The sequence below is a fragment of the Bacillus sp. UNC322MFChir4.1 genome (assembly GCF_000746135.1).
Lineage (GTDB): Bacteria > Bacillota > Bacilli > Bacillales > Bacillaceae_G > Bacillus_A.
This window is the reverse complement of sequence record NZ_JQKQ01000001.1, coordinates 320,591-345,273: the sequence shown is the minus strand read 5'-3', so window position 1 is coordinate 345,273 and position 24,683 is coordinate 320,591. Positions and strand designations below refer to the sequence as shown.

The following is a 24,683-nucleotide window of genomic DNA, read 5'->3' as shown; positions in this document are numbered from 1 at the left end:
ATAAAGAAAAAGATAAAAGGTGATTACATTATGGCAAAGAAAAAACAAAAGCGTACGCAGAACCAAACAGCAATGAAAATGGAAAAGGAATCAATAACAATTGGGGATCAATTGAACGAAGCTTTAATGAAGCAGCTAAAAAGTAAACAGAAAGAGCTGAAAGAGCAAGAAGTACAGAAACAGGAAATGGAGTTAGAGAGAAAGCGTAAGGAACAGCGTGAACGTGAAAAAAATAAATCATTTGAAGAATTATTAAGTGAAAGTGCTTTATCATGGAAAGACTTTAAGTAAGAAAAGAATATAAGGGGGATGGGCATGAGAAAGGTGGAAGTAATGCCCTATGAAAATCACTGGGCAGAAAAATTTCAGAAAGAAGCGAAACGTTTAAAGGAAGCAATGCCAGAACATGTGAAAGTTCACCATATTGGTAGTACATCCGTTCCAGGATTAGCCGCAAAACCCATTATTGATATGATTATGGAAGTTACGAATATTGACAAAGTGGATAGTTGGAATGATGTACTCCAAAAACTAGGTTATACACCAAAAGGTGAAAATGGTATTTCGGGACGGCGTTTCTACATACACGGTACGGAAGAAAAGCGAAGCTATCATTTACATGTGTATGAAACAGGAAATCAAGAAATTATCCGTCATCTCTCTTTTCGCGATTACATGATGGAGCATTGTGAAGAAGCTGAGGCGTATGCAACGCTAAAGCAAGAGCTCGCGAAACAATTTACATATGACATTGAGCAGTATATTGAAGGAAAAGATGCATTTGTTCGTGAGAGGGAACAAAGAGCGCTAGAGTGGATGAATAAAAAATAACGTGCCATGTGTGTGGCACGTTATTTTTATTATTGCTTTATGGAATTAATAAAATCTTTCCTGTGCTTTTTCGACTTTCTAAATAATGGTGTGCTTTTGCACCTTCGCTTAATGAAAATGTAGTTGGTTTAGATAACTCGATTTTTCCTTGTTGAATCCATATGAACAGCTCGTTAGAACGAAGAACGCGTTCGTTACGAGACGTGAGTACATTCCATAAATCTCCGCCGGTTAGCGTCTTAGATGTATCCATAAGCATGCGCGGGTCTACAGGTGCTGGATCGCCTCCTGCCATTCCGTAAAAAACAACGGTTCCTCCAATGCGTGTCGCTTCAAAGCTGTCCATCAACGTAGAACCAACCGATTCATATACGACATCGACACCTTTTCCGTTTGTCACATGCATGACTTTCTGTTTCCAATCATCCTCATATAAAAAGGCCCAGTCTGCACCAACAGCTTCGGCAGCTTTTGCTTTTTGAATAGAAGAAGTAAGTGCGATCACTTTACCGCCTAGTAATTTTATAATTTGTACAAGAAGCTGGCCGACACCACCGGCAGCGGCGTGTACGAGTACAATATCACCTTCTTTTACCGCATAGCTATCTCGGGTTAAATAGTGAGCTGTTAAACCTTGAAGTAAAATAGAAGCAGCAGTTTCATGTGAAATATGTTCAGGAAGTGGAATTGCTTTCTCTATTGGAACCGCTACAAGCTCTGCATTTGCATAAGGAACATCTGCAAATGCAATAGAGTCTCCTTGCTTGATGGTTGTAACATCAGTTCCGACCATTTCTACAATTCCAGCGCCTTCATAACCTAAAATGTATGGCGGTTTACCGGCAAGATGATAATTACCTTTTCTTCTATAAACATCGGCAAAATTTAAGCCAATTGCTTTCATTTTTACAAGAATTTCATTAGGTCCGATAGCAGGATTAGGGATTTCTTTATATTGTAATACTTCTGGTTCTCCAAATGTGTTAAATACAAGAGCTTTCATTTTTTTTCCTCTACTTTGTGTATTTTATTTTACGCTTACACTGTAAGATAAAAGGTTGAAGAAAGCAAGGAATTACGCTTTGGAAAAAGTGGGAAAGGAATTGCTTGCTTCTATGTATGGGCAGATACTCTAGTGTTGGTTTGAAATTGTCTAAAATATATAAAGTCATAAAAAATAAAGGGTGGTACATATTAGCCGTGACTAATATGTACCACCCTTTTCCTTCTTGTTCCACAAACATGTCCAATTGCATAAGAAAAGAAAATCAAATATGAAAAATCTCATAAACTACAACTTTTGACTTTTAATAATAACGGTAGTGGGAAGCGCTTTTGCTTTCTCATAGGAATACCATCTGTTTGAGTGCCTTTGAATATCTTCATCGGACAGGCAAACATCCTCAACCACTCTTTCAATTTTAAATCCAGTGTTAATTAATGCATTGATATATGTACTTAGTCTATATTGTTGCATAATTGCAGGATGACTCCATGCTTCATGATAATAAGAACCTTCCTCATGATAGGGTTTTTGAAACGTTAGGGTACCGTTCGTATTACTTACACGGTTATAAATTGGATGTTCCCAACTGAAGATAAATATTCCACCTTGTTTAAGATATTTATTAACATTTGCTAATGTTTTTTCTAGATTAGTTGTCCATCCTATTGCGTATATAGAAAAAGCAATGTCAAAATAATTAGTGGGTAAGCCAGGATTAACCTCCATTGGCGATTCAAATAACTTTACCGGTGAATTAGAATTCTTTAATAACATTTTTGCTGCATTTATCTGTTTATTTGACAGGTCCAATCCCCACAATTCACCAGCTTTCTTCTGGTCCATATATTGTAATGAATGCCCACTTCCACAACCAATTTCTAAAACTTTTAAATTGGTAACATCGCCAAACAAATTTAATTCTTCCTCACTAGGTGCCAGTGGCCCATATTCGGGAAGAGGATTTCTACCAAAAAAACGGTGTGCAGCTTCATCCCAACTATGCTTATTTATGGTAAGAGACTCAACGTCCATTTTCTTAAACCTCCCTAATAATTATAAAAACAACTATTCTATACTTTTCATTATCTTCCTGCAAAAGCTACCTTTTAAAGTTTATCAACGGTTGTTAGTACATATTTAATCCAGGCTTATTTCTTAATATAACAAGATTATGTGAACAAACCGCTTTTCTTTTGACTTTTTATTTTTTTCTTGTTGAAATGGAGGAAAGGAGGAGGTTTTTATGCATATTTCAACAACAACACTTCATAACGGCGTAAAAATGCCAATGCTCGGTTTAGGAGTATATAAGGCGAAAGAAGGAGAAGAAGTAAAACGAGCGGTGAAGACAGCGCTTGAGATTGGATACCGTTCTATTGATACAGCTACTATTTACGAAAATGAAAGCGGTGTCGGAGAAGCGATTCGTGAATTTGGAATTGCTCGGGAAGAGCTGTTTATTACAACGAAAGTATGGAACGATGAACAAGGGTATGAAACGACGCTGAAAGCTTTCGAAATGAGTTTAAAGAAATTACAGATGGATTATGTTGATTTATATTTAATTCATTGGCCGATACGCGGGAAGTATGTGGATACATATCGTGCACTAGAAAAATTGTATGAAGAAGGGAAAGTGCGCGCGATTGGTGTATCAAACTTTCATATTCATCATTTAAAGCATTTATTAGCAAACTGTCACATTAAACCGATGGTGAATCAAGTTGAGCTTCATCCGATGTTGGCACAATTTGAACTTCGTAATTTTTGTCAGCAAGAACAAATTCAAATGGAAGCGTGGAGCCCACTTATGCGAGGAGGAGAGGTGTTTGAGCATCCTATTATTCAAGGAATCGCTAAGAAATATGGGAAAACACCTGCTCAAGTTATTTTGCGCTGGGATATTCAAAGCGGCATTGTAACAATTCCGAAATCTGTTACACCATCTCGCATTGCTGAGAATTTTCATATTTTTGATTTTTCATTAACGGAAGAAGAAGTGTGCCAAATTGATACTTTAGATTGTAATAAGCGTTCAGGAACAAATCCAGAAAAATACGATACGATGTAAAAAGCTACCGATTTTCGGTAGCTTTTTTAGCGATGAGATTCATATGTATCCAATTTTAAAAGTGATTGAATATGTTTATATTGTTTGTCTGTCAATGCATTTGTAGTGCCTGCTTTTATGTTTTCACGTAATTGGTCAATTGAGCTAGCGCCTGGAATGAGAGCTGCAATTGTGGGATTATGCAGGCAATATTGAAGTGCGGTTTCTGTTAGTGAGCGCTCATCTGTTATTTCTTTTATATGAGAGACAGCTTGAGTTACTTCATCAAAGCTGTAAGAGAGATAGTCCTTTTCTTTCACTTTGGCTAATTTTTGTTCATTGTTATGAGTTAATAAACCTTTTGCAAGTGAACCGCGGGCAATGACGCTAATATTGTGTTCTTGTAAGAATGGGAACCATTCTTCTGGGCGGCGATTAAGCATGCTGTATTCCATTAAAACACTTACAATATTAGAGCGTTCTGCATATTGGCGAATGACATTAGGACGAATGGAAGAAATTCCGTAATGACGAATCAATCCTTCTTGTTTTAGTTCTTCAAATGTTTCAATGATTTCGTCGAAATGATCTTCAATTGTTCCGCCGTGCAACTGATATAAATCAATATAATCCGTCTTTAATCGGCGCAGGCTTTCTTTTACTTCTTCTTTTATATATGCCTTAGAAGGATCCCAGGACCAACCGTTTTTTTCTTCTGTCCAGCGGTTTCCAACTTTTGTGGCAAGGGTGACGTGCTCTCGTTTCCCTTGTAGTGCTTTTCCAACAAACTCTTCATTTAATCCATAATTATATAAATCGGCTGTATCCAAGAAATTAATGCCTAAATCTAACGCTTCATGAATGATTTGAATGGCTTCCGATTCATTTGTCCCAAGTGACATGCATCCAAATCCAATTTCACTTACATATAAATCTGAATTTCCTAATTGACGTGTTTTCATAATATTCCTCCTTACTTGTATTGTACGAAAGCGTAAGGAGTTTCACAAACACTTTACATTTGTGTATTTGTAATCCAGTCATGAACGGTTTTATAACGTTGTTCATATTGTTTTAGCATATGACGAATTTCCCAAGCTTTTCCGACTAACGTTACTCGATTTGGTAAAATATATATTTTCATTTTCATCTCGCTCCCTTCAATGTGATAGAATGTATGAAGAAAGATTAGGAAATAGAACAGGGAGATGAAGTCTTATGAGTAATCTTGAAGAAAGAACGATTGCGACTGAGCCTATTTTTGATGGAAGAGTAATTAAAGTTCGTGTTGATGAAGTAGTATTGCCAAATGGTGAGACGAGCAAACGTGAAATTGTGAAGCATCCTGGTGCGGTAGCGATTATTGCGATTACAGATGATAAAAAAATTGTGTTAGTTGAGCAGTATCGGAAAGCGATGGAAAAAGCGCTTGTAGAAATTCCTGCTGGAAAGTTGGAGCAAGGAGAAAAACCTGAAGTCACAGCAATTCGTGAATTAGAAGAAGAAACAGGGTACATATGTGATAATATGGAACTCATTACGTCATTCTACACTTCACCAGGGTTTGCAGATGAAATTGTATACGTATATGAAGCAACTGGCCTGAAAAAGAAAGAGGACAAAGCGGATCTAGATGAAGATGAGTTTGTTGAGTTAATGGAAGTATCATTAGAAGAAGCGCTGCAACTAATAAACGAGCAACGTATTCATGATGCAAAGACAATGTTTGCAATTCAATATTTACAATTAAAAAAATAAACACTCGCTTTATGCGAGTGTTTATTTTTTTAGAATGTGAAAATGACTAGCTACTTACTTTATTGTATTTTTGCATATACACACGTATCACGTAAACTACCATCAGGAGCAAGGAAATCATTTTCGTGCGTACCTTCTAGAATAAACTCTAGGCGCTCTGCAACTAATCGTGCGTTTGTATTATTCGCATCACAGCGAATTTCAAGACGTTTTGCCCCAAGTTTATCGAAAGCGAATTGAACTGCCCCTTTTAATGCTTCTGTCATATATCCTTGTTTTGTATAAGAACTATGAATCCAAAAGCTAATAGAAAACTTTGGGATATCCCAATTTTCTGGATGAAGAGTGAGTGCACCGATGAAAGTACCCGATGTTTTCTCGTATAGATGGAACGGTAATGTTTCGCGGAGTAAAAATTTTCCATGTGCCGCTCTAACTGCTGATTCTGCTGATTCTTCAGTTTCGTGTGTAATAGCCATCCATGGCTGCAGGTCTTCTAAAGAAGCTTGAATTGCTTCGTAAACTTCCGCTCCATCACCTGGGAACGGTTTCCGCACTTGTAAGCGCTCAGTCTGAAATAATGTTGGAAAATCTAATAATAGTTGTTTCAAACGAAATCCCTCCTATTCTCTTCTTTTAAGTTTAGCAAAGTGGCGTGGAATTTCAATGTTAATTCGTCATACTTTTTTCTTTCTATCATACATTCTATATAGATACAAATTGAAAAACCGACATAAAACCATTTTTTATCGGTGGGCGAGAGCATCTGGCCATGCATAGAAGCGGTCAGGTCCTTATTCTGCCATATGAGAAGTGAAAACAAAGAGTGTAGGTTCTTTTTCTGTATAGCTAGACAAAGATGTCGAAAATCAAAATGAATTTAAATAGTAAGGGAAAGGACGGAGGGAATGAAAATGCTAAGGAAATCATCTTGGCAAGATCGTATAACATATCATGTACAAGAGCATTCTTCACTATATGTATTTGTAGCAGTTCTTTTATTAATGGGCGTTATTTTTGGAGCGATTCTTGTGAATAGTTTACAAGTAAGTCAAAAGCAAGATTTATACTTTTATTTGAGTCGTTTTTTTGGACAAGTTTCCAAAGGACAATTTGCAAATGCAGGTGAGATGTTTCGAGAAAGTTACTTATCGCAACTGAAATACATTGGCTTTATTTGGATTTTAGGTATTTCCATCATCGGTTTACCACTTATTTTTATTTTATTATTTTTAAAAGGAGTCGTTGTTGGGTTTACAGTAGGCTTTTTAGTGAGTCAACTCGGTTGGAACGGTCTATTATTAGTATTTGTAGCTGTACTTCCACAAAATATAATTATCATACCGACGTTTCTTATTATGACGACGATTGCAGCTAGCTTTTCATTACGAATGATAAGGCATCAATTCATTCGTAAAGTAAATGAGCCATTGCTACCACTTTTTATGCGCTATACTTGCTTTTTTCTTATTATCGGTGTGGTATTAGCCGTTGCTTCAGGAATTGAAGCGTATGTATCGCCAACTTTTATGAAACAAGTCATGGATACTATTAATAAAAAATAATTACACTTTGAGAATTACTATCAAGTAATTTTGATTATTTTTCTTTTGACAGTTGCCCTTCTTCTGATATAATGGGGTAAGAGTGGCGAGGGAGGGAGTAGTACCGAATGGAAGAAAGAATTGATCGAATTAAGAAGCAATTACATGCAGCGAGTTATAAATTAACACCACAACGTGAAGCAACAGTTCGCGTGCTGCTAGAAAATGAAGAAGACCATTTAAGCGCGGAAGATGTTTACCTCCTTGTGAAAGAAAAGTCGCCAGAGATCGGACTTGCAACCGTCTATCGGACTTTGGAGTTATTATCCGAGTTAAAGATTGTCGACAAGATTAATTTCGGTGACGGTGTTTCGCGCTATGACTTACGCCAAGAAGGAGCATCACGTTTTCATCATCATTTAATTTGTACGGAATGCGGTGCAGTAGAGGAAATTCAAGAAGATTTACTTGGCGAAGTAGAAAAAAGAGTAGAACAAGAGTGGCGCTTTAAAGTAAAAGACCATCGCTTAACGTTCCACGGTATTTGTGAAAATTGTCAAGAAAAATTAACAGAAGAAAATTAACCTTTTCCTATTTAGTTAGGAAGAGGTTTTTTATTTGTAATTAGGTATAAATGATGAAAAGCTTGGCATATGTTGTAATAACATATATTTTGGAGGAAATTACAATGCGCCGAGCAATGAAAGTTATTTTTGATAGTATGAAAGTATTTTTATTGTTTACCAGTTGTACCATTTTGTTTTATTTCGCTATACTATGGATAAATGAAGAATATGAAAGTTATCATCGTTATGAAAAACCGAAGGAAGAAATGGTAGAAAAAGTATCCGGAACAGAAGAACCAGTGAAAGATGCTTTCGTAAACAGAATAATTTTTTTCTATGAAAATGGGGAGTAGAGAAGAGTGGAAGATCAATTACAAGATTTTATTCATTATATGGTTGTTGAAAAAGGATTAGCTAAAAATACAGTTGTATCATATGAACGTGATCTAAAAAGCTATATGAAGTATTTACAAAAAGTAGAGGGGATTACATCTTTTCAGGATGTAACGCGAATGCATATTGTAAACTTTTTGCATCATCTAAAAGAGAATAATAAATCTTCGAAAACGATGGCGCGTCACATTGCATCTGTACGATCGTTTCATCAATTTTTATTACGTGAACGTGTTGTAGAACATGATCCATCTGTACATATTGAAACGCCTCAAGCTGAGCGGAAATTACCGAAAGTGCTATCTATTGATGAGGTAGAAGCATTATTACAAACGCCAAAAGCAACGAGTGCCTTCGGAATTCGTGATAAGGCTATGCTAGAGTTATTATATGCAACAGGGTTACGTGTTTCTGAGTTAATAGAATTAAACATAGCTGATGTACATTTAACAATGGGTTTTGTTCGTTGCGTTGGAAAAGGAAATAAAGAGAGAATTATCCCTCTTGGCAGCTTAGCGGCAGAAGCGATTCAGCATTATATTGAAAAGGGAAGACCAGAACTATTAGGAAAGAAAACGGCAGAAGCACTCTTTTTAAATCATCATGGAAATCGTTTATCACGCCAAGGGTTTTGGAAAATTTTAAAGAGACTTGCAAAAGAAGCTAATATTCAAAAAGAACTTACACCGCATACGTTGCGTCATTCTTTTGCAACGCATTTATTAGAGAATGGAGCAGATTTAAGGGCGGTACAAGAAATGCTCGGGCATGCTGATATTTCAACAACACAAATTTATACACATGTTTCAAAAACTAGATTAAAAGATGTATATAAACAGTTTCACCCAAGGGCATGAGTTTTCATGTCCTTTTGCTATTATGGTGAAAAAACTTCACAAAAACTTCACAAATATTTCGTACATTGTTTTCAGCAGAAGGCTAGAATATGACCGTTTATTTCCTCTATACTAATATAGAACGAGGGAGGAAGTTATAATGAAGAAACTTTTAATTACATTATTTATCGCCATGCTAGCCTTAGCTGGTTGCAATACGAAATCGGATGAGAAAGCGAAAAAAGATAAGCCGCTTGAAGAAGTAAAAGTAGAAGTAAAAACAAATCCTGAAACAATAAAGCCAAATGAAAAAGTAGAAGTACAAGCAATTGTTACACAAGGGAAAGAGAAAGTAACAGATGCAGATGATGTGAAATTTGAAATTTGGAAAAATGGCGAAGAGAAAAAAGAAATGGTAAATGCAAAGCATAAAGGGAACGGCGTTTATACAATTGATAAAACATTCCCATCTGAAGGTGTTTACCATATTATTGCACATACAAATGCACGTGATATGCATGTAATGCCAGAAGTAAAAGTAGCTGTTGGAAATGCAAAAGTAACAGAAGAAAAGAAAGCTCATGATAGTCACGGGGCAGGTCATGGTGATCATAAAAGTGAGACTATGATTCATCTTATGGCAGATGGCGTAAAAGCAAATACAGAGTCTACAATGAAAGTACACGTAAAACAAAAAGAAGAAACACTAACTGGTGCGGAAGTTCAACTTGAGATTTGGAAAGATGGTTCAGAAAAGCACGAGTTTGTTCCAGCAAAAGAAGGGAATAAAGGTGAATATACAAGCACGCATACATTTAAAGAAACAGGCGCATATAAAGTGAAGGTTCATGTACGAAAAGGTGATCTTCATGACCATAAAGACGAAACGGTTGAAGTGAAGTAAGGAACAGCTCTTTGAAAGAGCTGTTTTTTATTTATTGTTTCAAGTTATATATAACTTGAAACAATAAATAAAAAAACCGTAACTACTCAGTTACTCTATGAAAAAAAGGCAGAAAAGCAATTTTTTTAAATGGTCGAGAAGGACTGGCTATGTATAGAAGCGGTCAGGGCCTTTTCCTGCCACGTGCAAAGTTTTAAAATGCGAGGTGCATTACCATTTTTATCTTCATGGCAGCAATCTATCTGCTAATGAAGTGTATGGTTGAGTAGTTACAAAAAAACCTTTCTTTTTAGATGGGCGAGCCACTTCCACATTTCTTTATTGTCCAGCTCTAGCGGCTAGAATCTCCGGCCGTTTCGCCCCCCTCGGACGAGGCAAAAAGCACCTCTCCGTCTTTGGCGTGGGCGCCCTGTGATTCTGAGCGAGCCGCTTCCGCTTTTCTTAAGAAGTTAGGTGGGAGATAAACTGCCTGTAAAAGCTCGATTGGTTCAACTAATAATCAGTGGGGGATGAAAAAACCCCCACTGATTAAAGTTTCACTTTATATGTTGAAAAAACCAAGATGGATTTATATATTAGTTTCATTAGCACTTCTGTGAAGAATAGATTACAATAAAATGTGTAGAAAATATGAAATGTGAAAAAATTTATTAAAAAGAAAGCGTGAACATGTTATGATAGCTGTATAAGACGTCTGACATCTGACTTAGAAGAAGAAGGAAGTTTTTACAGCAAATTGAACATACTACATTAGTAGCATATATAGGAGGTTACAGTTGTGAGCAAATATAAACGTATTTTCCTTATCGTAATGGACTCCGTAGGAATTGGAGAAGCACCAGATGCTGAGAAATATGGCGATAAAGGTTCTGACACATTAGGTCATATTGCAGAGCATATGGATGGATTACATATGCCAAACATGATGAATTTAGGTTTGGGTAACATCCGTGAAATGAAAGGGATTTCGAAAGTAGAGAAGCCGCTTGCATGTTATACAAAAATGCAAGAAAAATCTACGGGTAAGGATACAATGACAGGACATTGGGAAATCATGGGCCTATACATTGATACGCCATTCCAAGTGTTCCCAGAAGGATTCCCAAAAGAATTGCTGGACGAGTTAGAAGCGAGAACAGGGCGTAAAATCATTGGGAATAAACCGGCTTCTGGAACAGGGATTCTAGATGAGCTTGGACAAGAGCATATGGAAACAGGTTCATTAATTGTGTATACATCTGCTGATAGCGTGCTACAAATTGCTGCTCATGAAGAAGTTGTACCACTTGAAGAATTATATAACATTTGTAAAATTGCACGAGAGTTAACACTCGATGAAAAATATATGGTTGGTCGTGTGATTGCTCGTCCATTCGTTGGAGAGCCAGGAAACTTTACACGTACACCGAACCGTCATGACTACGCTTTAAAACCATTTGGTCGCACAGTTATGAACGAATTAAAAGATTCTAGCTATGATGTGATTGCAATTGGCAAAATTTCTGACATTTATGATGGAGAAGGTGTAACAGAGTCTCTTCGTACAAAATCCAACATGGATGGCATGGATAAACTTGTAGATACATTAAACATGGACTTTACTGGTTTAAGCTTTTTAAATCTAGTTGACTTTGATGCACTGTTCGGTCATCGTCGTGATCCTCAAGGATATGGAGAAGCATTACAAGAATATGATGCACGCCTTCCTGAAGTGTTTGAAAAGTTAAAAGAAGATGACTTATTACTTATTACAGCTGACCATGGTAATGACCCAATTCACTACGGTACAGACCATACGCGTGAATATGTACCATTATTAGCATATAGCCCAAGTATGAAAAATGGTGGACAAGAATTGCCACTTCGTCAAACATTTGCTGATATCGGTGCAACAGTTGCAGAAAACTTTAATGTAACAATGCCAAAATACGGAAAAAGTTTCTTAAACGAGCTAGGTAAATAGGAGGAATATAAAATGAATCGTGAATTAATTACAAAATCTGCATCATATTTAAAAGGTAAATTTTCAGAAAGACCAACAGTAGGACTAATCCTTGGTTCAGGTTTAGGTGTTTTAGCTGATGAAATTGAAAACGCAGTAGCTGTACCTTACAATGAAATTCCTGAGTTCCCTGTATCTACAGTTGAAGGTCATGCTGGCCAATTAGTATTCGGTACACTTCAAGGAGTGACAGTTGTAGCAATGCAAGGTCGTTTCCATTACTATGAAGGATACGATATGCAAAAAGTAACATTCCCAGTTCGTGTTATGAAAGAATTAGGTGTAGAAACAGTTGTTGTTACAAACGCAGCTGGTGGTGTAAATACATCATATGAGCCAGGCGATTTAATGTTAATCTCAGACCACATTAACTTTATGGGACACAATCCATTAATCGGACCAAATGATTCTGAAATGGGTGTACGTTTCCCTGATATGTCTGAATCTTATAGTAAAGATCTTCGTGCAATGGCGAAACAAGTTGCAGCTGATTTAAATATTAAAGTACAAGAAGGCGTATATGTAGCGATGACAGGTCCAGTATACGAAACACCAGCAGAAATTCGTATGATCCGCACAGTTGGCGGCGACGCTGTCGGCATGTCAACTGTACCAGAAGTTGTTGTAGCGCGTCATGCTGGTATGAAAGTACTTGGTATTTCTTGTATTTCAAATATGGCAGCTGGTATTTTAGATCAGCCACTTAATCATGAGGAAGTAATTGAAACAACAGAGCGTGTAAAAGCAAACTTCTTAGCACTTGTAAAAGAAATTGTAAAACAAATGAAGGGATGAGTTTACAATGAGAATGGTGGACCTAATTGCGAAAAAGCGTGATGGCAAAGCATTAACGACAGAAGAAATTAAATTTATCATTGAAGGGTACACAAATGGTGATATTCCAGATTATCAAATGAGTTCACTTGCAATGGCAATTTTCTTCCAGGATATGAATGAGCAGGAACGTGCTGATTTAACGATGGCAATGGTAAATAGTGGTGACACAATTGATTTATCAGCGATTAAAGGCGTAAAAGTAGATAAGCATTCAACAGGTGGTGTTGGTGATACAACTACACTTGTATTAGGTCCATTAGTAGCTGCTTTAGGTGTACCAGTTGCGAAAATGTCTGGTCGTGGTCTTGGGCATACAGGTGGTACGATTGATAAACTAGAAGCAGTTCCAGGATTCCATGTAGAAATTGAAAACAAGGAATTCATTCGTCTCGTAAACGAAAATAAAATTGCTGTTATTGGACAAAGTGGTAATTTAACACCTGCTGATAAAAAGTTATATGCACTTCGTGATGTGACAGCAACGGTAAACTCTATTCCGTTAATTGCCAGCTCTATTATGAGTAAAAAAATTGCAGCTGGTGCGGATGCAATCGTTCTTGATGTAAAAACAGGTGCGGGTGCATTTATGAAAACGGATGAGGATGCGAAGCGATTAGCAGAAGCAATGGTTCGTATCGGGAACAACGTTGGGCGTAAAACAATGGCTGTTATCTCTGATATGAGTCAGCCGCTTGGTGAAGCAATCGGTAACGCTCTAGAAGTAAAGGAAGCGATTGATACATTACAAGGAAAAGGACCAAAAGACTTAGAAGAGTTATGTTTAACACTTGGAAGTCAAATGGTATACTTAGCTGGACAAGCTTCTTCTTTAGAAGATGCACGTGAAAAGCTAATTGAAGTAATGAACAATGGCAAGGCATTAGAAGCGTTTAAAACATTCTTAGCAGCACAAGGCGGCGATGCTTCTGTTGTTGATGATCCAACGAAACTTCCGCAAGCGCAATATATGATTGAAGTAGAAGCAAAAGAAGATGGCTACGTATCTGAAATTGTAGCAGATGAAATTGGTACAGCAGCGATGCTTCTTGGTGCAGGCCGTGCAACGAAAGAATCTGAAATTGATTTAGCAGTTGGTCTAATGCTTCGTAAAAAAGTTGGCGATAGCGTGAAAAAAGGTGAATCACTTGTAACAATTTACGCAAACCGTGAAAATGTAGAAGATGTAAAACAAAAAATTTACGAAAACATGAAAGTGTCTGCGGAGCACGTCGATGCACCGCAATTAGTACACGGTATCGTTGAAAAATAAAGTGACAATTTGTTCGCGAATTGTGAGATAAAAAAGCTAAGGAGTTTTCTCCTTAGCTTTTTTTGCTTATAATAAGAATGGGTGAAATTATGATAAGAATTTGTGCAGTAACAAAGGAAAATGAAGTATTATATGACGTACCATTAGAAGAAACGAAGCGAGAAGATATCGTATGGTTTTGGTTAGACTTGTGTAAACCGACGAAAGAAGAGTATACATATATTTTACAAGATTATTTTAAATTCCATCCCCTTGCGATTGAAGATTGTTTGGAGTATGTCCAAAGGCCGAAAGTGGACTTTTATGAAGGATATAATTTTTTAGTACTTCATGCTTTTAGCGAAGAGGGGTTAGAGCCTCATGAAATTGATTTATTCGTTAGCGATCAGTTTGTTGTATCTTTTCACTTTTCGCATAATAAGGCGATTGAACGAGCTTGGAATAAACTTGGAGAAAAGCAGCGCATAAAGAGAAGTACTCTTCATGTAACCCATATGATTATTGATCAAATTGTCGATGATTATTTTGCTCCTGTATATTATATTGAAGATCATTTAAATGCTATTGATGATAACTTAACGGGAGATACAGCTGGTACTGTATTAGAAGAGGTATTTGATATTCGCTCTGATTTATCAAAATTACGACGAACAATTGTACCGATGCGCGATTTATTATATCGTATTTTAAATTCAACGCGCTTTTATGGTGCAAGTGACCACGAAATTTATTTCAAAGATATTCACGATCACCTTTTAAAGCTTGCCGAAATGATTGAAGCAAGCCGAGAGCTGACAGCTGATATTCGCGATAGCTACTTTTCACTTAACTCTCACCATATGAATAACATTATGAAGACATTAACGGTTTTTTCAACTATTTTCATGCCATTAACATTTATAGTTGGTGTGTATGGAATGAACTTTGATCATATGCCAGAGTTAAAATGGGAATATGGTTATTATATTTGTTTAGCCGTAATGGCGTTTATAGGTGGCGGAATGATGGTCTGGTTTTATAAGAAGGGCTGGTTTAAATAATAAAACGCCGGGAATTCCCGGCGTTTGTGTTTTAGCCAATGGCATGCAGCACAAACATGGCTAAGAAGAGACATGTGATAACATAAAGCGGTTTTGCAACTTGTTTATGTTTACCAAGTGCTACTTTTAAGATTGGATATGCAATGAATCCAAATGCAATACCATCAGCAATGCTATATGTGAGCGGAATCATAACGATGATTAAAAACGCTGGAAATCCTTCTGAAAAATCATTCAGAGGAATTTGTTGAATGTTTGTAATCATTAAGCCGCCAATAATAATTAAGATTGGAGCGATTGCGCTATTTGGAATTAATTTTACAAACGGCAGTGCAAATAATGAGGCAAAGAATAAACTACCAGTGACGATAGACGTCATACCTGTCTTGCCGCCCGCTGTAATACCAGCAGCACTTTCTACTGTAGAAACAGTTGGACTAGTGCCAAATAGACCGCATGTCATCGCTGAAATTGCATTTGCTTGATAAGCACGAGGGAATTTACGCTGATCTTCTAATAAACCGTGCAAAAGTCCCATGTTTTCAAAAATGAGTACCATACTCAATGAGAACGTTGCGATTAAAAATGGTAAAGAAGTCAATTTCCCAAACGACATTGCGCCAAAAACATCACCATAGTTAGCAAAGGAGAATGAACTATTGCCAACTTGACTTGTATCAACAAGACCAAATAACCAGGAAATTCCGGTTCCAATTGCAATTGTCCATAAGAAGTTTCCACGTACGTTACGAATAAATAAAACTAATGCAACGATAAGAGTAAGCAGTGTTGCTAGAACAACGGGACTGCTTAATTTTCCTAATGCAACAGCAGTATTTGAATTTGCAACGACAAGGCCACCTTTTTGCAAGCCGATAAATGCTAAAAAGAGTCCGATACCAACAGTTATCGCTTCTTTTAACGACTTTGGAATTGCGGCAGAAAGTGTGCGAGCAATTGGTGTAAAAGCGGCAATTGCAAAAATAATACCAGCGACAAATACCGCTGCTAATGCTTCTTGCCAAGTTAAGCCAAGCGTATGCACAGCTGTGTACGTAAAAAACGCATTTACTCCCATACCTGGTACAAGAATCGCCGGTGCATTTGCCCAAAATGCCATTAATAGACATCCGACAAATGAGCTGAATACTGTTGCTAAAATGCCTGCCTCTAGAGGAATGCCAGCATCTGATAAAATGGATGCATTCACAATCATAATATAAACAATTGTGAAAAATGATGTTACACCAGCGAGCACTTCTTGTTTTGGTGATGTTTGATGTAAGTCTAATTTAAATGTTTTCTCAAGAATTCCTTTCATGTTAAACCTTCTTTTTCATATCCCTCTCCCACCCGTGATAACCTTATGTAAGGCCCACCGTCTATTATTATAGCAAAACAAAAGTTTTTTACAACAATAAAAATGATAACGTTTTCTTTATTGCTAGATATATAGTTACAAATAGGTAAAAACAGCACGTACAGTTGAAATAATTTCGATCTCACCTGATTGAATAGGAGGAGCGCCGCTATGAACAGCGGAATACGCAACAAATTCCCGCGGCATATGAGAAGACTCTTCAACGATAGAAAGAGGAACGGGATTTATATTTAAATTATATGTACTAGCAATTGTCCTTGCTTTTTCTTGCGCGTTTTGCACAGCGAGCATTAATGCTTGTTTATAATAGGCATTCGGTGCAGAAACACGAAAGACAAGTCCTCTAGCAACATTAGCTCCGTTTGTAACAGCTGCTTCAAATACTTCGCCTGCTTTTTGTACATTGAGCACAGTAATTTCATATAAATGCTCAACTTGATAACCTCGCAATGCAGGCTTTTCGTTTACGATTTCATATTGCGGTGTAATGGTGTAAGAAAGTGTTTTAATATTTTGCTCTGTAATTCCAAGTTGTTTTAAAGAAGTAAGTAAATTAGTAGAAAGAGCAGCATTTTCTGCTTGTGCTTGTTTCACATTTTGATCTTCAGTACGAACACCGATTGTTAAAACGACAACATCCGGTTTTGCTTTCATGACACCTTCACCTTGTACAGTAACCGTTGCTTCCTTGCCATTACGTAACTCATGTGGATAGGGGGGCATGCCCATTTGCATAATTGTTCACCTTCCTTTCTTTATTTATATGAAAGAAGGAAGTCCATTTTTTCTTAAATTTAGAAAAATGGTGGAAAATCTAAGTAGAAAGAAAATATATACAATTGTGGTATTCATGCATTATAATATGTGTAAATATTATAAAAAAGGATCGAGAACAGTGAACGAAAAACGAGAAGCTCTTATTTTAAACTTATCTACTTCTTTTCGGAGAATGCTTCGCCTATTACAAAATGATATTAATGAACTTTTTTCTGAATATATGCCATGGAATGAATTTTCTGTACTGCGTGCGTTATATTGGAAAAGTCCGCAAATGGCATCTCAAATTGCAAGTGAAGTGAATGTTACATCCAGTCATATTACAGCAGTTACAGATCGCCTTACTCGTAAGGGGCTTGTAATAAGAAAGCGATCTAATACGGACAGACGTATTGTGTATTTAGAAATTACAGATAGCGGACGAGAAGTTGCTGAAAAACTGGAAAATGTTCGAAAAGAATATTATAGAGAGAAGTTTCAGAACTGGAGCGACGAGGAAATAGAAATAGCATTAGAGCTCTTTGATAGAGTTCTATGAAGATAGAAAAGCAGAGATTGCTTTTCTATTTTTTTTATGTGTAAAAATAAATACAAATTAAAAAATCGCTATAAAACCTTTTTTCTTTTTAGGTGGGCGAGAGCATCTGGCCGTGCATAGTAGCGACTAATATGTTGAAAAGATAAAATGGATTTATTGGGGAATCGTTGCATTGTATAAAAATAGCCTGAAATTCTTATACTTTACGTATATGGAATAGGAGGCATACAATGAAGCGGATTGTTTCTTTTGGCATTATCGGTATTTGTTTATTATGGTACGGAACTGAGATAAGTGCAGCGTCTCCCAATCAAATTGTCCAAAAAGAACTGGAATATATATCAAATCATAAAACCGTTTTATATTCAAAGTTATGGATGCGTTCGATGCAAACGTCTGTATTATTTCATCACAATGATCGCATTCACCATCAAGATACTTTACATAATATAAAACATTCTTCTCTCATCAGCATAAAACAAATGTCACTAACGAAAGCTTCCATTTATATGCCGCGAGTTTCTCAGTATGTATCAAAATTTGGAAAAGAAAATGTACAAGTGTACTATTTAGCTGTGCAGTATGATGTGAAAAAAGAAAATACATATCAAATGAATGGAACGAACTACTTCTTACAAGTATTTGTACAAGAGTATGGAGACTGGAAAATTGCCGAAAGTATTGTTGCACCAACCGATCAAATTGTGACAAACCACGATGGATTTGGGACAGATGAGGAGAAGAACTATAGTGAAAGAAGACAGAAGATAAAATAGCCTCCGAGGAGGCTATTTTGCATATAAAGAAAGTTTATGTTTTAACACTCGCTGTAAAATGACATATGTCAAAATGCCAAACCCGATAAAATACATATAGTGAAGTGGGATAGATGTACTGCCATCAGTGAACACTTCACTACCAAGAAGTCCGAAACAAATGGAAGTACATATTGAAAAATAGATATGAAGTTTTTGATATAGCAATATCTTCCCATTTTGTTCATTTGGTGAACGTGCATATAAGTAGCTTCCTAATGGAAGACAGATGAGAATATAAATTATAGGACTCAATAGTGCCCATGCAGACGGGATATGATGATAAGCAGGTCCCGCATGTACCTCGCCGTATTCATCTTTTATATCATCTCTGCTTGGATCATAAGTGTAGTCAATTGTAAAATGGGAAAGTGGCGCTACAATACTTGTATTTTCTATATGCATAGAACTTTTATTATAAATGTTATTATATTCTTTTTGTGTATCCACATGTAATGCAACGAACGGAAACGCAAGCTGAAAAATATAGAGAGGGAAAATTACTATAATATAACTTAGTGCTCCTTGTGAGATCACATTTCCTGTAATCGTTCCAATAAAAAGTGATAATGTGTATACAGCAATGAGCGTAATAATCGTATACACGAAATATAGATGAAATGGTGTAAAAGATTGATACTCGCCATGTATCGTTGTGTTATAGACAATATACATAAGAATCCAACTTATACTTAGTGTACTCACAATATGAACCGAACCAAACAACCATTTTGATAAAAATAAATGTGAGCGTTTAAATGGCATGGACCATAAAAAATCATTTGTTTGATTATGACGTTCCCAGCCTATTAATATGACAGCTAATCCGATTAAAAGCAGGCCAGGGAAAAATGTAGGATTATCTCCGCTCAAGTGATAGGAATAATATGTATCCGTCGTTTCGCGTAAGTACTCAGCTCTGTGCAATGCGTCGCTATAATATTGATAGGGTAAGAAATATAAGGTACTGAACCAGAATAACATAATAATATATTTCCCTTGCTTCCAGTTTCGCATCCATAATGCTTTATGAAACATACCGTTTCCCCCAGTTCATTATATTGCTAGTTTGTAAACTTAAGCTTATCTAGTATTGAAAGAAAACTTCCATTTGAGTAGGCGAGCTACAATTATATAACTAATAATACTTGTTACGAGAAACCCAAAATAATATGCCCATATTGAATCGTTTCCGCCGAATACTTTTCCTCCGAGTAGTGCAAAACACATAATTGTACAAACAGCAAACGATTTTTGAAGTTTCTGGAATAAGACCATTTTTCCGTTTTGTTCATTAGGAGAACGTGTATATAAGTATGCACCTAAGGGCAAGGATAGCAGAATGACCAAAATTGGACTTAACAGCTTCCAACTAGATGGAATTTGGGAATGATTCGGCTTTTTATTTAAGTTTGATGAAACAATATTGCCATATCTGTCATGTTCATATTCTGGATGATAATCGAATTCAACTTTGAATTTTGTAATTGGGTTCAATGGACTTGCATGTAAAAAAGCATCATCGTATTTACATTCAAAACAAGTTCTTGCTTTAACAGAATCCCCAGCATGTATAGTGACTAACCCTGAGATAAGTAAAGGAAGACCAAATGGTAAAAATAAGCATATGGTTGCTAGTAGACCGTGCGAAATAATATTTCCTGTGATTGTCCCAATGAATAAAGAGAATGTATAAATTGCAATTAGGACAATTGTTGCATAAAGAAAATAAAAATGAAAAGGTGTAAACACTTGATATGCATGATGAAATGAATTGTTATAGATAATATACATACTAATCCAGCATATTGTTTGTACACTTGAAATATTTATAACCCCAAACAACCATTTTGCTAAGAACATATCTTTTCGTTTAAACGGCATGGCCCATATAAAGTCTATGGATTGTGTATGTTTTTCCCAGCCGATAAAAATACACGCTAGTAATAGTAATAGTACGATTTGTCCAAGGATAGTGCCTTCTAAATTAAATCCATATTGATAATAATGTGTATAATCAGGATTTTTTATTTTTGAAAGATGAAACTGTGATTGAGCTAAACTAAGGTACTTATAGGGAAGCATATATAAACTACTTAACCAAAACAATAAAACAATAAATTTTCCCTGCTTCCAGCTGCGCTGCCACAATGCTTTATGAAACATGTAATTCACCTCTATTTGTATGTATTTGCTTCGTGATTAAAACACCTTGCTGCCTTTCTTTGTTTTAAAATTTTGCGTGTGGCAGGAAAAAAAGGACCTGACCGCTCCTATACATGGCTAGTCCCTCTCTACCATTTTAAAAAATACTTTTCTGAGTCTTTTTCACAGATCGACTGAGTAGTTACAAAATATCGTTATCTTCCACCAAAAGAAAACTTCCATTTTAGTAAGCGAGTTAAAATCATATAACTAATAAACCCTGCTCCTAAAAAGGTTATATAGTAAATCCATAAAGCACTTATTCCAAATGTTCGTCCTGCGAGTAATGCAAAGCAAAGGACTGTACAGCCAATAAACCATTTTTGTAGCTGTGGAAACAATAAGATTTTTCCGTTTTGTTCATTAGGAGAGCGTTTATATAAAATGATTGCTAATGGTAAAAATAGAATGATATAAACGAATGGATTCAGCAATTTCCAAACAGGTGGAATCGATGTTTTCTCCATAGGGTCTACGGTAGGTGATTCTGAAATTTTATGACCGTCACGATCAAATGTCATTTCAGGCTGGTAGCTGTAACTAATATAAAATTCATGGAACGGTGCAATGATGCTTACTTGTTCTAAGTAATATCTAGTTTTACTCTCAATTTTATATCGATCCTCGGTTGCCCCTCCAGTATGAACAAAGACAAATCCAGATACTAGTAAAATTAAACCGTACGGAAGATATAAAATGACCGCAGTTAAAGTGCCTTGTGAAAAAATATTTCCAGTAATTGTTCCAATAAATAAAGAGAATGTATAAATAGCAATTAGCACAATTGTTAGGTAGATAAAATAAGTATGAAATGGACTGAAATCTTGATAAGCATTATGAAAAGATGCTTTTTTTATTCCCCACATACTAATCCAGCAAACACAATTCACGATTATAATATTAAAAACCCCAAACAACCATTTTGTTAGAAAAATATCTTTTCGCTTAAAAGGCATAGAGAAAAGAAAATCCGCTGATTGATTGTTGCGTTCCCATCCAATTAAAACACAAGCGAGTGCGATGAGCGCAATGCCTTGTATTAGGATAGGTTCATCTAATTGAAAATGATAGGAATAATAATATACATGATTATCCCATTTCATTTTTGACTGTCGAAGCTCTGATTGTGCGGCACTATAATATGCATAAGGAAGCATATATAAACTACTTAACCAAAATAGTAGCAGTACATATTTCCCCTGTTTAAACGTCCGTATCCACAACGCCTTATGAAACATGTGACCCCTCCTCAAAAGCCGTAACGAATACATCCTCAAGTGACATCGGCAGTTCTTCTAATAAGAGTGGCTGCTCCTTATGAAACTTTTCTAACGTAGTTGCTACATTACCTTCGATTAAAACGGTATATACTTTTCCTGTTTGTTGTAAAACTTTCACGTTGCTTAAGTTTTCTAGTTTTTGTGGTAATGAACGTTCATAAGCAACTTGAATTTTTGCATAGCGTGATTTTGTATCGTCTAAAGCTGTGATAGATGCGATAGTATGATCTTTTAAAATGATGACTGTGTCTGCAATTTTTTCAATTTCATCTAAGTGATGTGTAGAAATGAGAATGGTAATTTCGCGTTCGGCTACTTCTTCAATTAAAAATTGCAGGATTTGTCTTTTTACAATTGGGTCAAGTCCGTTTGTGGGCTCATCTAAAATAATGTATTCTACGCCGGTAGAAAAAGCTAAGATCATTGCTAATAATGCTTTCATTCCGCGGGAGTAGCTGCGAATGCGTTTGTCTGGTAAGTTAAAGCGCTCAAGTAACTCATAGAAATAGTCTGAATTGAAATGATGATAGACTGCTTTATAAAATTTTACGATTTCTTTTATTGTGTATCCGCTTAATACATTTGTAGAGTCTGGAACATATACGACTTTTTGTTTCACTTCAGGATGTTTGTGCACATCAATTTCGTTGTATGTAACAGTGCCTTCATCTGGATTTAAGATTCCAACGAGTGTACGTAATAAAGTTGTTTTTCCAGCTCCGTTTCTTCCGAGTAATCCGGCAATGCTCCCCTTTTGTAAAGTAAATGAAATATCTTCTAATATCGTTTGATTATCAATTGTTTTCTTTACATTCGTCACTTTTAACATGAGTATTTCCTCCTAGCTCTTTATAGTATGAATCAATCCAATCATGAATTTTTTCTTTTGAAATACCAAGATACGAAGCTTCTAGTAACAATTGATGGAATTGTTTTTCTACCATAGCAATTTTCCTTTCATCTTGTGCGGGAGTAATGGATTGCGAGACGAATGTTCCTTTGCCGCGCAGCGTTTCGATAATTCCTTGTCGCTCTAATTCTTGATAAGCCTTACTCACTGTGTTTGGGTTAATCACAAGTGAAGAGGCAAGTTCACGAACCGAAGGGAGTTTATCGTTAGGTTCGAGCATCCCTTTTAAAATGAGCTCTTTAACATTATGAACAATTTGTTCCCATATCGGAGTGTTGCTTCTTGGATCTAGTTGAATGTGCAAGAGCAAAGTCTCCTTTCTAATAAAAAGTATGAGTGTACTAATAGGTGTAATACACTTAATACAATATATAGTGCATTATCATTTGTCAACTATATTTTTTAGAAAATTATGGTATAAAAACCCTTCGTTTGGAAAAAATAGGTGTGATATAGAATGGAGGGTTAGTCATGAAGCGATTAATAGGAATACTTGTTTGTTTCATGTTATTGCTTTCCGCTGTTCCAGTTGGTTTTGCGCAATCTGAGAAAAAAGAAGTGGAAGCGGAAGCAAAACCGAAACTAGCGGAACAAGCATCGTCAGCAATTGTGATTGAGCAGGATACCGGGAAAGTTTTATTTGAAAAAAGTCCAAATGAAAAGTTGCCGCCTGCTAGTATGACAAAAATTATGACCATGTTACTCATTATGGAACAAATTGAAAAAGGGAAATTAAAACTGACAGATAAAGTGAGAACGAGTGAACATGCCGCTTCTATGGGAGGTTCACAAATTTTCCTTGAGCCTGGTGAAGAAATGACAGTCGATGAAATGTTAAAAGGTATTGCCATTGCTTCCGGAAATGACGCATCAGTTGCAGTTGCTGAACATATCGCTGGATCGGAAGAAGGATTTGTAGAAAAGATGAATAAAAAAGCAAAAGATTTAGGACTAAAAAATACTCATTTTCAAAATCCGACAGGTCTTCCAGCAAAGAATCATTATTCAACGGCATATGATATGGCAGTTATGGCAAAGGAATTGATGAAATATCCATTAATCCGTAAATATACAGGGAAATATGAAGATTATTTACGTGAAGATACGGATAAGAAATTTTGGCTTGTAAATACAAATAAGCTTGTTCGTTTCTATCCAGGTGTTGACGGTGTGAAAACAGGATTTACAACAGAAGCAAAATATTGTTTAACAGCATCGGCAGAACGCAATGGGATGCGTGTTATTTCTGTTATTATGGGCTCTCCAACATCGAAGGAACGAAATGCGGAAGTAACAAAGCTTCTTGATTATGCATTTAGTCAATATATGACGAAAAAGATGTATACAAGAGGAGAAAAGATCAAAACGGTCAAAGTAGGAAAAGGAAAAAAAGAAACAGTCGACTTAGTAGCTGCTGATAATGCTTCCCTTTTAATGAAAAAAGGAGAGACAATGAAGGATATTAAAAAAGAAATAGTTGCTGAGGAGAAGGTGAAAGCTCCGATTAAAAAAGGAGATGCCTTAGGTACACTAGTTATAAAAAAAGGTAATGAAGTGTTACTCAAACAAACAATTGTTGCAAAAGAAGATGTTGCAGCAGCGAGTTGGTGGGAGTTATTTAAACGAAGTTTGGGGATGTTTTCAACATCGAAATAGCGGCAATATAGTTGCCGCTTTCTCTGTTAATAGTTTTGATAATGAGAGCGGTTTCTATATGAATCCATTTTCGTTTTTCGACAT

Annotated in this window: 28 protein-coding genes; 16 read left to right on the top strand and 12 right to left on the bottom strand. The window is 36.2% G+C overall.

The genetic code is table 11. The features are described from left to right. Positions 1–30 precede the first annotated feature (30 nt). Both BR72_RS01700 and BR72_RS01695 read left to right on the top strand, forming a co-directional pair. The gene (locus BR72_RS01700; protein ID WP_035429406.1) at positions 31–291 is read left to right on the top strand and encodes a YqkE family protein; all 261 of its coding nucleotides are present in this window, start codon (positions 31–33) and stop codon (positions 289–291) included. A 24-nt stretch (positions 292–315) separates the two neighbouring features. Further along, positions 316–831 carry a GrpB family protein gene (locus BR72_RS01695; RefSeq protein WP_035429405.1) on the top strand — a complete coding sequence of 172 codons (516 nt, stop codon included), beginning with the start codon at positions 316–318 and terminating at the stop codon, positions 829–831. Positions 832–868: 37 nt separating this feature from the next. Here the strand turns inward: BR72_RS01695 and BR72_RS01690 are convergent, their stop codons facing one another. Both BR72_RS01690 and BR72_RS01685 read right to left on the bottom strand, forming a co-directional pair. After that, positions 869–1,834, bottom strand: coding sequence for a quinone oxidoreductase family protein (locus BR72_RS01690; protein WP_035429403.1), 966 nt, complete (start codon positions 1,832–1,834; stop codon positions 869–871). Between the two features lie 288 nt (positions 1,835–2,122). Next, positions 2,123–2,869, bottom strand: coding sequence for a class I SAM-dependent methyltransferase (locus BR72_RS01685; protein WP_035429402.1), 747 nt, complete (start codon positions 2,867–2,869; stop codon positions 2,123–2,125). Between the two features lie 211 nt (positions 2,870–3,080). Here BR72_RS01685 and BR72_RS01680 point away from each other — a divergent pair, with 211 nt between their 5' ends. Beyond that, positions 3,081–3,908 carry an aldo/keto reductase gene (locus tag BR72_RS01680; protein WP_035429400.1) on the top strand — a complete coding sequence of 276 codons (828 nt, stop codon included), beginning with the start codon at positions 3,081–3,083 and terminating at the stop codon, positions 3,906–3,908. A gap of 26 nt (positions 3,909–3,934) precedes the next feature. Here the strand turns inward: BR72_RS01680 and BR72_RS01675 are convergent, their stop codons facing one another. Together BR72_RS01675 and mciZ are read right to left on the bottom strand one after the other, a co-directional pair. Further along, on the bottom strand, positions 3,935–4,849 hold the full coding sequence (locus BR72_RS01675; protein WP_035429398.1) for an aldo/keto reductase: 915 nt from the start codon (positions 4,847–4,849) through the stop codon (positions 3,935–3,937). 53 nt (positions 4,850–4,902) lie between these two features. Continuing rightward, a complete protein-coding gene (mciZ, locus tag BR72_RS01670) occupies positions 4,903–5,031 on the bottom strand; it encodes a Z-ring formation inhibitor MciZ (protein ID WP_035429397.1) in 129 nt (42 codons plus the stop codon). Between the two features lie 74 nt (positions 5,032–5,105). Between mciZ and BR72_RS01665 the strand changes: the two genes are divergently transcribed. Next, complete coding sequence (locus BR72_RS01665; RefSeq protein ID WP_035429396.1) at positions 5,106–5,645, top strand: NUDIX hydrolase; 540 nt, start codon at positions 5,106–5,108, stop codon at positions 5,643–5,645. Between the two features lie 59 nt (positions 5,646–5,704). On the opposite strand, the gene BR72_RS01660 is transcribed toward BR72_RS01665, so the two are convergent. Continuing rightward, positions 5,705–6,256, bottom strand: coding sequence for a GNAT family N-acetyltransferase (locus BR72_RS01660; RefSeq protein WP_035429395.1), 552 nt, complete (start codon positions 6,254–6,256; stop codon positions 5,705–5,707). Between the two features lie 303 nt (positions 6,257–6,559). Here BR72_RS01660 and spoIIM point away from each other — a divergent pair, with 303 nt between their 5' ends. The 9 genes from spoIIM to corA all read left to right on the top strand — a co-directional run bounded on the left by spoIIM (position 6,560) and on the right by corA (position 15,037). After that, positions 6,560–7,210 carry a stage II sporulation protein M gene (gene spoIIM / locus BR72_RS01655; protein WP_035429394.1) on the top strand — a complete coding sequence of 217 codons (651 nt, stop codon included), beginning with the start codon at positions 6,560–6,562 and terminating at the stop codon, positions 7,208–7,210. A 107-nt stretch (positions 7,211–7,317) separates the two neighbouring features. Then, positions 7,318–7,773 carry a ferric iron uptake transcriptional regulator gene (gene fur / locus BR72_RS01650; protein WP_035429393.1) on the top strand — a complete coding sequence of 152 codons (456 nt, stop codon included), beginning with the start codon at positions 7,318–7,320 and terminating at the stop codon, positions 7,771–7,773. Positions 7,774–7,877: 104 nt separating this feature from the next. Further along, the gene (locus BR72_RS01645) at positions 7,878–8,108 is read left to right on the top strand and encodes a YqzK family protein (protein WP_035429944.1); all 231 of its coding nucleotides are present in this window, start codon (positions 7,878–7,880) and stop codon (positions 8,106–8,108) included. 6 nt (positions 8,109–8,114) lie between these two features. After that, the gene (gene xerD / locus BR72_RS01640) at positions 8,115–9,005 is read left to right on the top strand and encodes a site-specific tyrosine recombinase XerD (RefSeq protein ID WP_035429392.1); all 891 of its coding nucleotides are present in this window, start codon (positions 8,115–8,117) and stop codon (positions 9,003–9,005) included. A gap of 139 nt (positions 9,006–9,144) precedes the next feature. Next, complete coding sequence (locus BR72_RS01635; protein ID WP_035429391.1) at positions 9,145–9,888, top strand: FixH family protein; 744 nt, start codon at positions 9,145–9,147, stop codon at positions 9,886–9,888. A 778-nt stretch (positions 9,889–10,666) separates the two neighbouring features. Further along, entirely contained in the window at positions 10,667–11,851 is a 1,185-nt protein-coding gene (gene deoB / locus BR72_RS01630; RefSeq protein WP_035429390.1) for a phosphopentomutase, read from the top strand. A gap of 12 nt (positions 11,852–11,863) precedes the next feature. Then, positions 11,864–12,685, top strand: a complete 822-nt coding sequence (locus tag BR72_RS01625; RefSeq protein ID WP_035429389.1) for a purine-nucleoside phosphorylase — start codon at positions 11,864–11,866, stop codon at positions 12,683–12,685. Positions 12,686–12,692: 7 nt separating this feature from the next. Further along, positions 12,693–13,997 (top strand): pyrimidine-nucleoside phosphorylase, encoded by a 1,305-nt coding sequence (locus BR72_RS01620; protein WP_035429388.1) that lies wholly within the window; start codon positions 12,693–12,695, stop codon positions 13,995–13,997. Between the two features lie 77 nt (positions 13,998–14,074). Next, entirely contained in the window at positions 14,075–15,037 is a 963-nt protein-coding gene (gene corA / locus BR72_RS01615; protein WP_035429387.1) for a magnesium/cobalt transporter CorA, read from the top strand. Positions 15,038–15,068: 31 nt separating this feature from the next. Here corA and BR72_RS01610 read toward each other — a convergent pair whose 3' ends face one another. Continuing rightward, a complete protein-coding gene (locus tag BR72_RS01610; protein ID WP_035429386.1) occupies positions 15,069–16,358 on the bottom strand; it encodes an NCS2 family permease in 1,290 nt (429 codons plus the stop codon). A gap of 135 nt (positions 16,359–16,493) precedes the next feature. Beyond that, complete coding sequence (locus tag BR72_RS01605; protein WP_035429385.1) at positions 16,494–17,153, bottom strand: SIMPL domain-containing protein; 660 nt, start codon at positions 17,151–17,153, stop codon at positions 16,494–16,496. Positions 17,154–17,313: 160 nt separating this feature from the next. Between BR72_RS01605 and BR72_RS01600 the strand changes: the two genes are divergently transcribed. Together BR72_RS01600 and BR72_RS01595 are read left to right on the top strand one after the other, a co-directional pair. Next, a complete protein-coding gene (locus BR72_RS01600) occupies positions 17,314–17,733 on the top strand; it encodes a MarR family winged helix-turn-helix transcriptional regulator (RefSeq protein ID WP_035429941.1) in 420 nt (139 codons plus the stop codon). A 230-nt stretch (positions 17,734–17,963) separates the two neighbouring features. Continuing rightward, on the top strand, positions 17,964–18,509 hold the full coding sequence (locus tag BR72_RS01595; protein ID WP_035429384.1) for a hypothetical protein: 546 nt from the start codon (positions 17,964–17,966) through the stop codon (positions 18,507–18,509). Positions 18,510–18,521: 12 nt separating this feature from the next. On the opposite strand, the gene BR72_RS01590 is transcribed toward BR72_RS01595, so the two are convergent. The 5 genes from BR72_RS01590 to BR72_RS01570 form a co-directional block, all read right to left on the bottom strand. Then, a complete protein-coding gene (locus BR72_RS01590) occupies positions 18,522–19,586 on the bottom strand; it encodes an ABC transporter permease (RefSeq protein ID WP_035429383.1) in 1,065 nt (354 codons plus the stop codon). A 45-nt stretch (positions 19,587–19,631) separates the two neighbouring features. Further along, entirely contained in the window at positions 19,632–20,714 is a 1,083-nt protein-coding gene (locus tag BR72_RS01585; RefSeq protein ID WP_035429382.1) for an acetoin ABC transporter permease, read from the bottom strand. A gap of 194 nt (positions 20,715–20,908) precedes the next feature. Beyond that, entirely contained in the window at positions 20,909–21,991 is a 1,083-nt protein-coding gene (locus BR72_RS01580; RefSeq protein WP_035429381.1) for an ABC-2 transporter permease, read from the bottom strand. After that, on the bottom strand, positions 21,981–22,862 hold the full coding sequence (locus tag BR72_RS01575; RefSeq protein WP_035429380.1) for an ABC transporter ATP-binding protein: 882 nt from the start codon (positions 22,860–22,862) through the stop codon (positions 21,981–21,983). Before BR72_RS01575 ends, BR72_RS01580 begins: the two co-directional genes overlap by 11 nt. After that, a complete protein-coding gene (locus BR72_RS01570) occupies positions 22,828–23,247 on the bottom strand; it encodes a GntR family transcriptional regulator (protein ID WP_035429378.1) in 420 nt (139 codons plus the stop codon). Before BR72_RS01570 ends, BR72_RS01575 begins: the two co-directional genes overlap by 35 nt. Positions 23,248–23,414: 167 nt before the next feature. Between BR72_RS01570 and BR72_RS01565 the strand changes: the two genes are divergently transcribed. Further along, entirely contained in the window at positions 23,415–24,599 is a 1,185-nt protein-coding gene (locus BR72_RS01565) for a D-alanyl-D-alanine carboxypeptidase family protein (RefSeq protein WP_035429376.1), read from the top strand. The last annotated feature ends 84 nt before the right edge of the window (positions 24,600–24,683 follow it).

What these genes read in the sequence shown, in the direction of transcription:
- corA (WP_035429387.1), top strand. Translation starts at nt 14,075, where the DNA reads ATGGGTGAAATTATGATAAGAATTTGTGCAGTAACAAAGGAAAATGAA.
- fur (WP_035429393.1), top strand. Translation starts at nt 7,318, where the DNA reads ATGGAAGAAAGAATTGATCGAATTAAGAAGCAATTACATGCAGCGAGT.
- BR72_RS01565 (WP_035429376.1), top strand. Translation starts at nt 23,415, where the DNA reads ATGAAGCGATTAATAGGAATACTTGTTTGTTTCATGTTATTGCTTTCC.
- BR72_RS01585 (WP_035429382.1), bottom strand. Translation starts at nt 20,714, where the DNA reads ATGTTTCATAAAGCATTGTGGCAGCGCAGCTGGAAGCAGGGAAAATTT.
- BR72_RS01695 (WP_035429405.1), top strand. Translation starts at nt 316, where the DNA reads ATGAGAAAGGTGGAAGTAATGCCCTATGAAAATCACTGGGCAGAAAAA.
- BR72_RS01665 (WP_035429396.1), top strand. Translation starts at nt 5,106, where the DNA reads ATGAGTAATCTTGAAGAAAGAACGATTGCGACTGAGCCTATTTTTGAT.
- BR72_RS01625 (WP_035429389.1), top strand. Translation starts at nt 11,864, where the DNA reads ATGAATCGTGAATTAATTACAAAATCTGCATCATATTTAAAAGGTAAA.
- mciZ (WP_035429397.1), bottom strand. Translation starts at nt 5,031, where the DNA reads ATGAAAATATATATTTTACCAAATCGAGTAACGTTAGTCGGAAAAGCT.
- BR72_RS01620 (WP_035429388.1), top strand. Translation starts at nt 12,693, where the DNA reads ATGAGAATGGTGGACCTAATTGCGAAAAAGCGTGATGGCAAAGCATTA.
- BR72_RS01685 (WP_035429402.1), bottom strand. Translation starts at nt 2,869, where the DNA reads ATGGACGTTGAGTCTCTTACCATAAATAAGCATAGTTGGGATGAAGCT.
- BR72_RS01645 (WP_035429944.1), top strand. Translation starts at nt 7,878, where the DNA reads ATGCGCCGAGCAATGAAAGTTATTTTTGATAGTATGAAAGTATTTTTA.
- BR72_RS01680 (WP_035429400.1), top strand. Translation starts at nt 3,081, where the DNA reads ATGCATATTTCAACAACAACACTTCATAACGGCGTAAAAATGCCAATG.
- BR72_RS01610 (WP_035429386.1), bottom strand. Translation starts at nt 16,358, where the DNA reads ATGAAAGGAATTCTTGAGAAAACATTTAAATTAGACTTACATCAAACA.
- BR72_RS01675 (WP_035429398.1), bottom strand. Translation starts at nt 4,849, where the DNA reads ATGAAAACACGTCAATTAGGAAATTCAGATTTATATGTAAGTGAAATT.
- BR72_RS01700 (WP_035429406.1), top strand. Translation starts at nt 31, where the DNA reads ATGGCAAAGAAAAAACAAAAGCGTACGCAGAACCAAACAGCAATGAAA.
- BR72_RS01605 (WP_035429385.1), bottom strand. Translation starts at nt 17,153, where the DNA reads ATGCAAATGGGCATGCCCCCCTATCCACATGAGTTACGTAATGGCAAG.
- BR72_RS01575 (WP_035429380.1), bottom strand. Translation starts at nt 22,862, where the DNA reads ATGTTAAAAGTGACGAATGTAAAGAAAACAATTGATAATCAAACGATA.
- BR72_RS01690 (WP_035429403.1), bottom strand. Translation starts at nt 1,834, where the DNA reads ATGAAAGCTCTTGTATTTAACACATTTGGAGAACCAGAAGTATTACAA.
- BR72_RS01590 (WP_035429383.1), bottom strand. Translation starts at nt 19,586, where the DNA reads ATGTTTCATAAAGCATTATGGATGCGAAACTGGAAGCAAGGGAAATAT.
- BR72_RS01580 (WP_035429381.1), bottom strand. Translation starts at nt 21,991, where the DNA reads ATGTTTCATAAGGCGTTGTGGATACGGACGTTTAAACAGGGGAAATAT.
- BR72_RS01595 (WP_035429384.1), top strand. Translation starts at nt 17,964, where the DNA reads ATGAAGCGGATTGTTTCTTTTGGCATTATCGGTATTTGTTTATTATGG.
- BR72_RS01635 (WP_035429391.1), top strand. Translation starts at nt 9,145, where the DNA reads ATGAAGAAACTTTTAATTACATTATTTATCGCCATGCTAGCCTTAGCT.
- spoIIM (WP_035429394.1), top strand. Translation starts at nt 6,560, where the DNA reads ATGCTAAGGAAATCATCTTGGCAAGATCGTATAACATATCATGTACAA.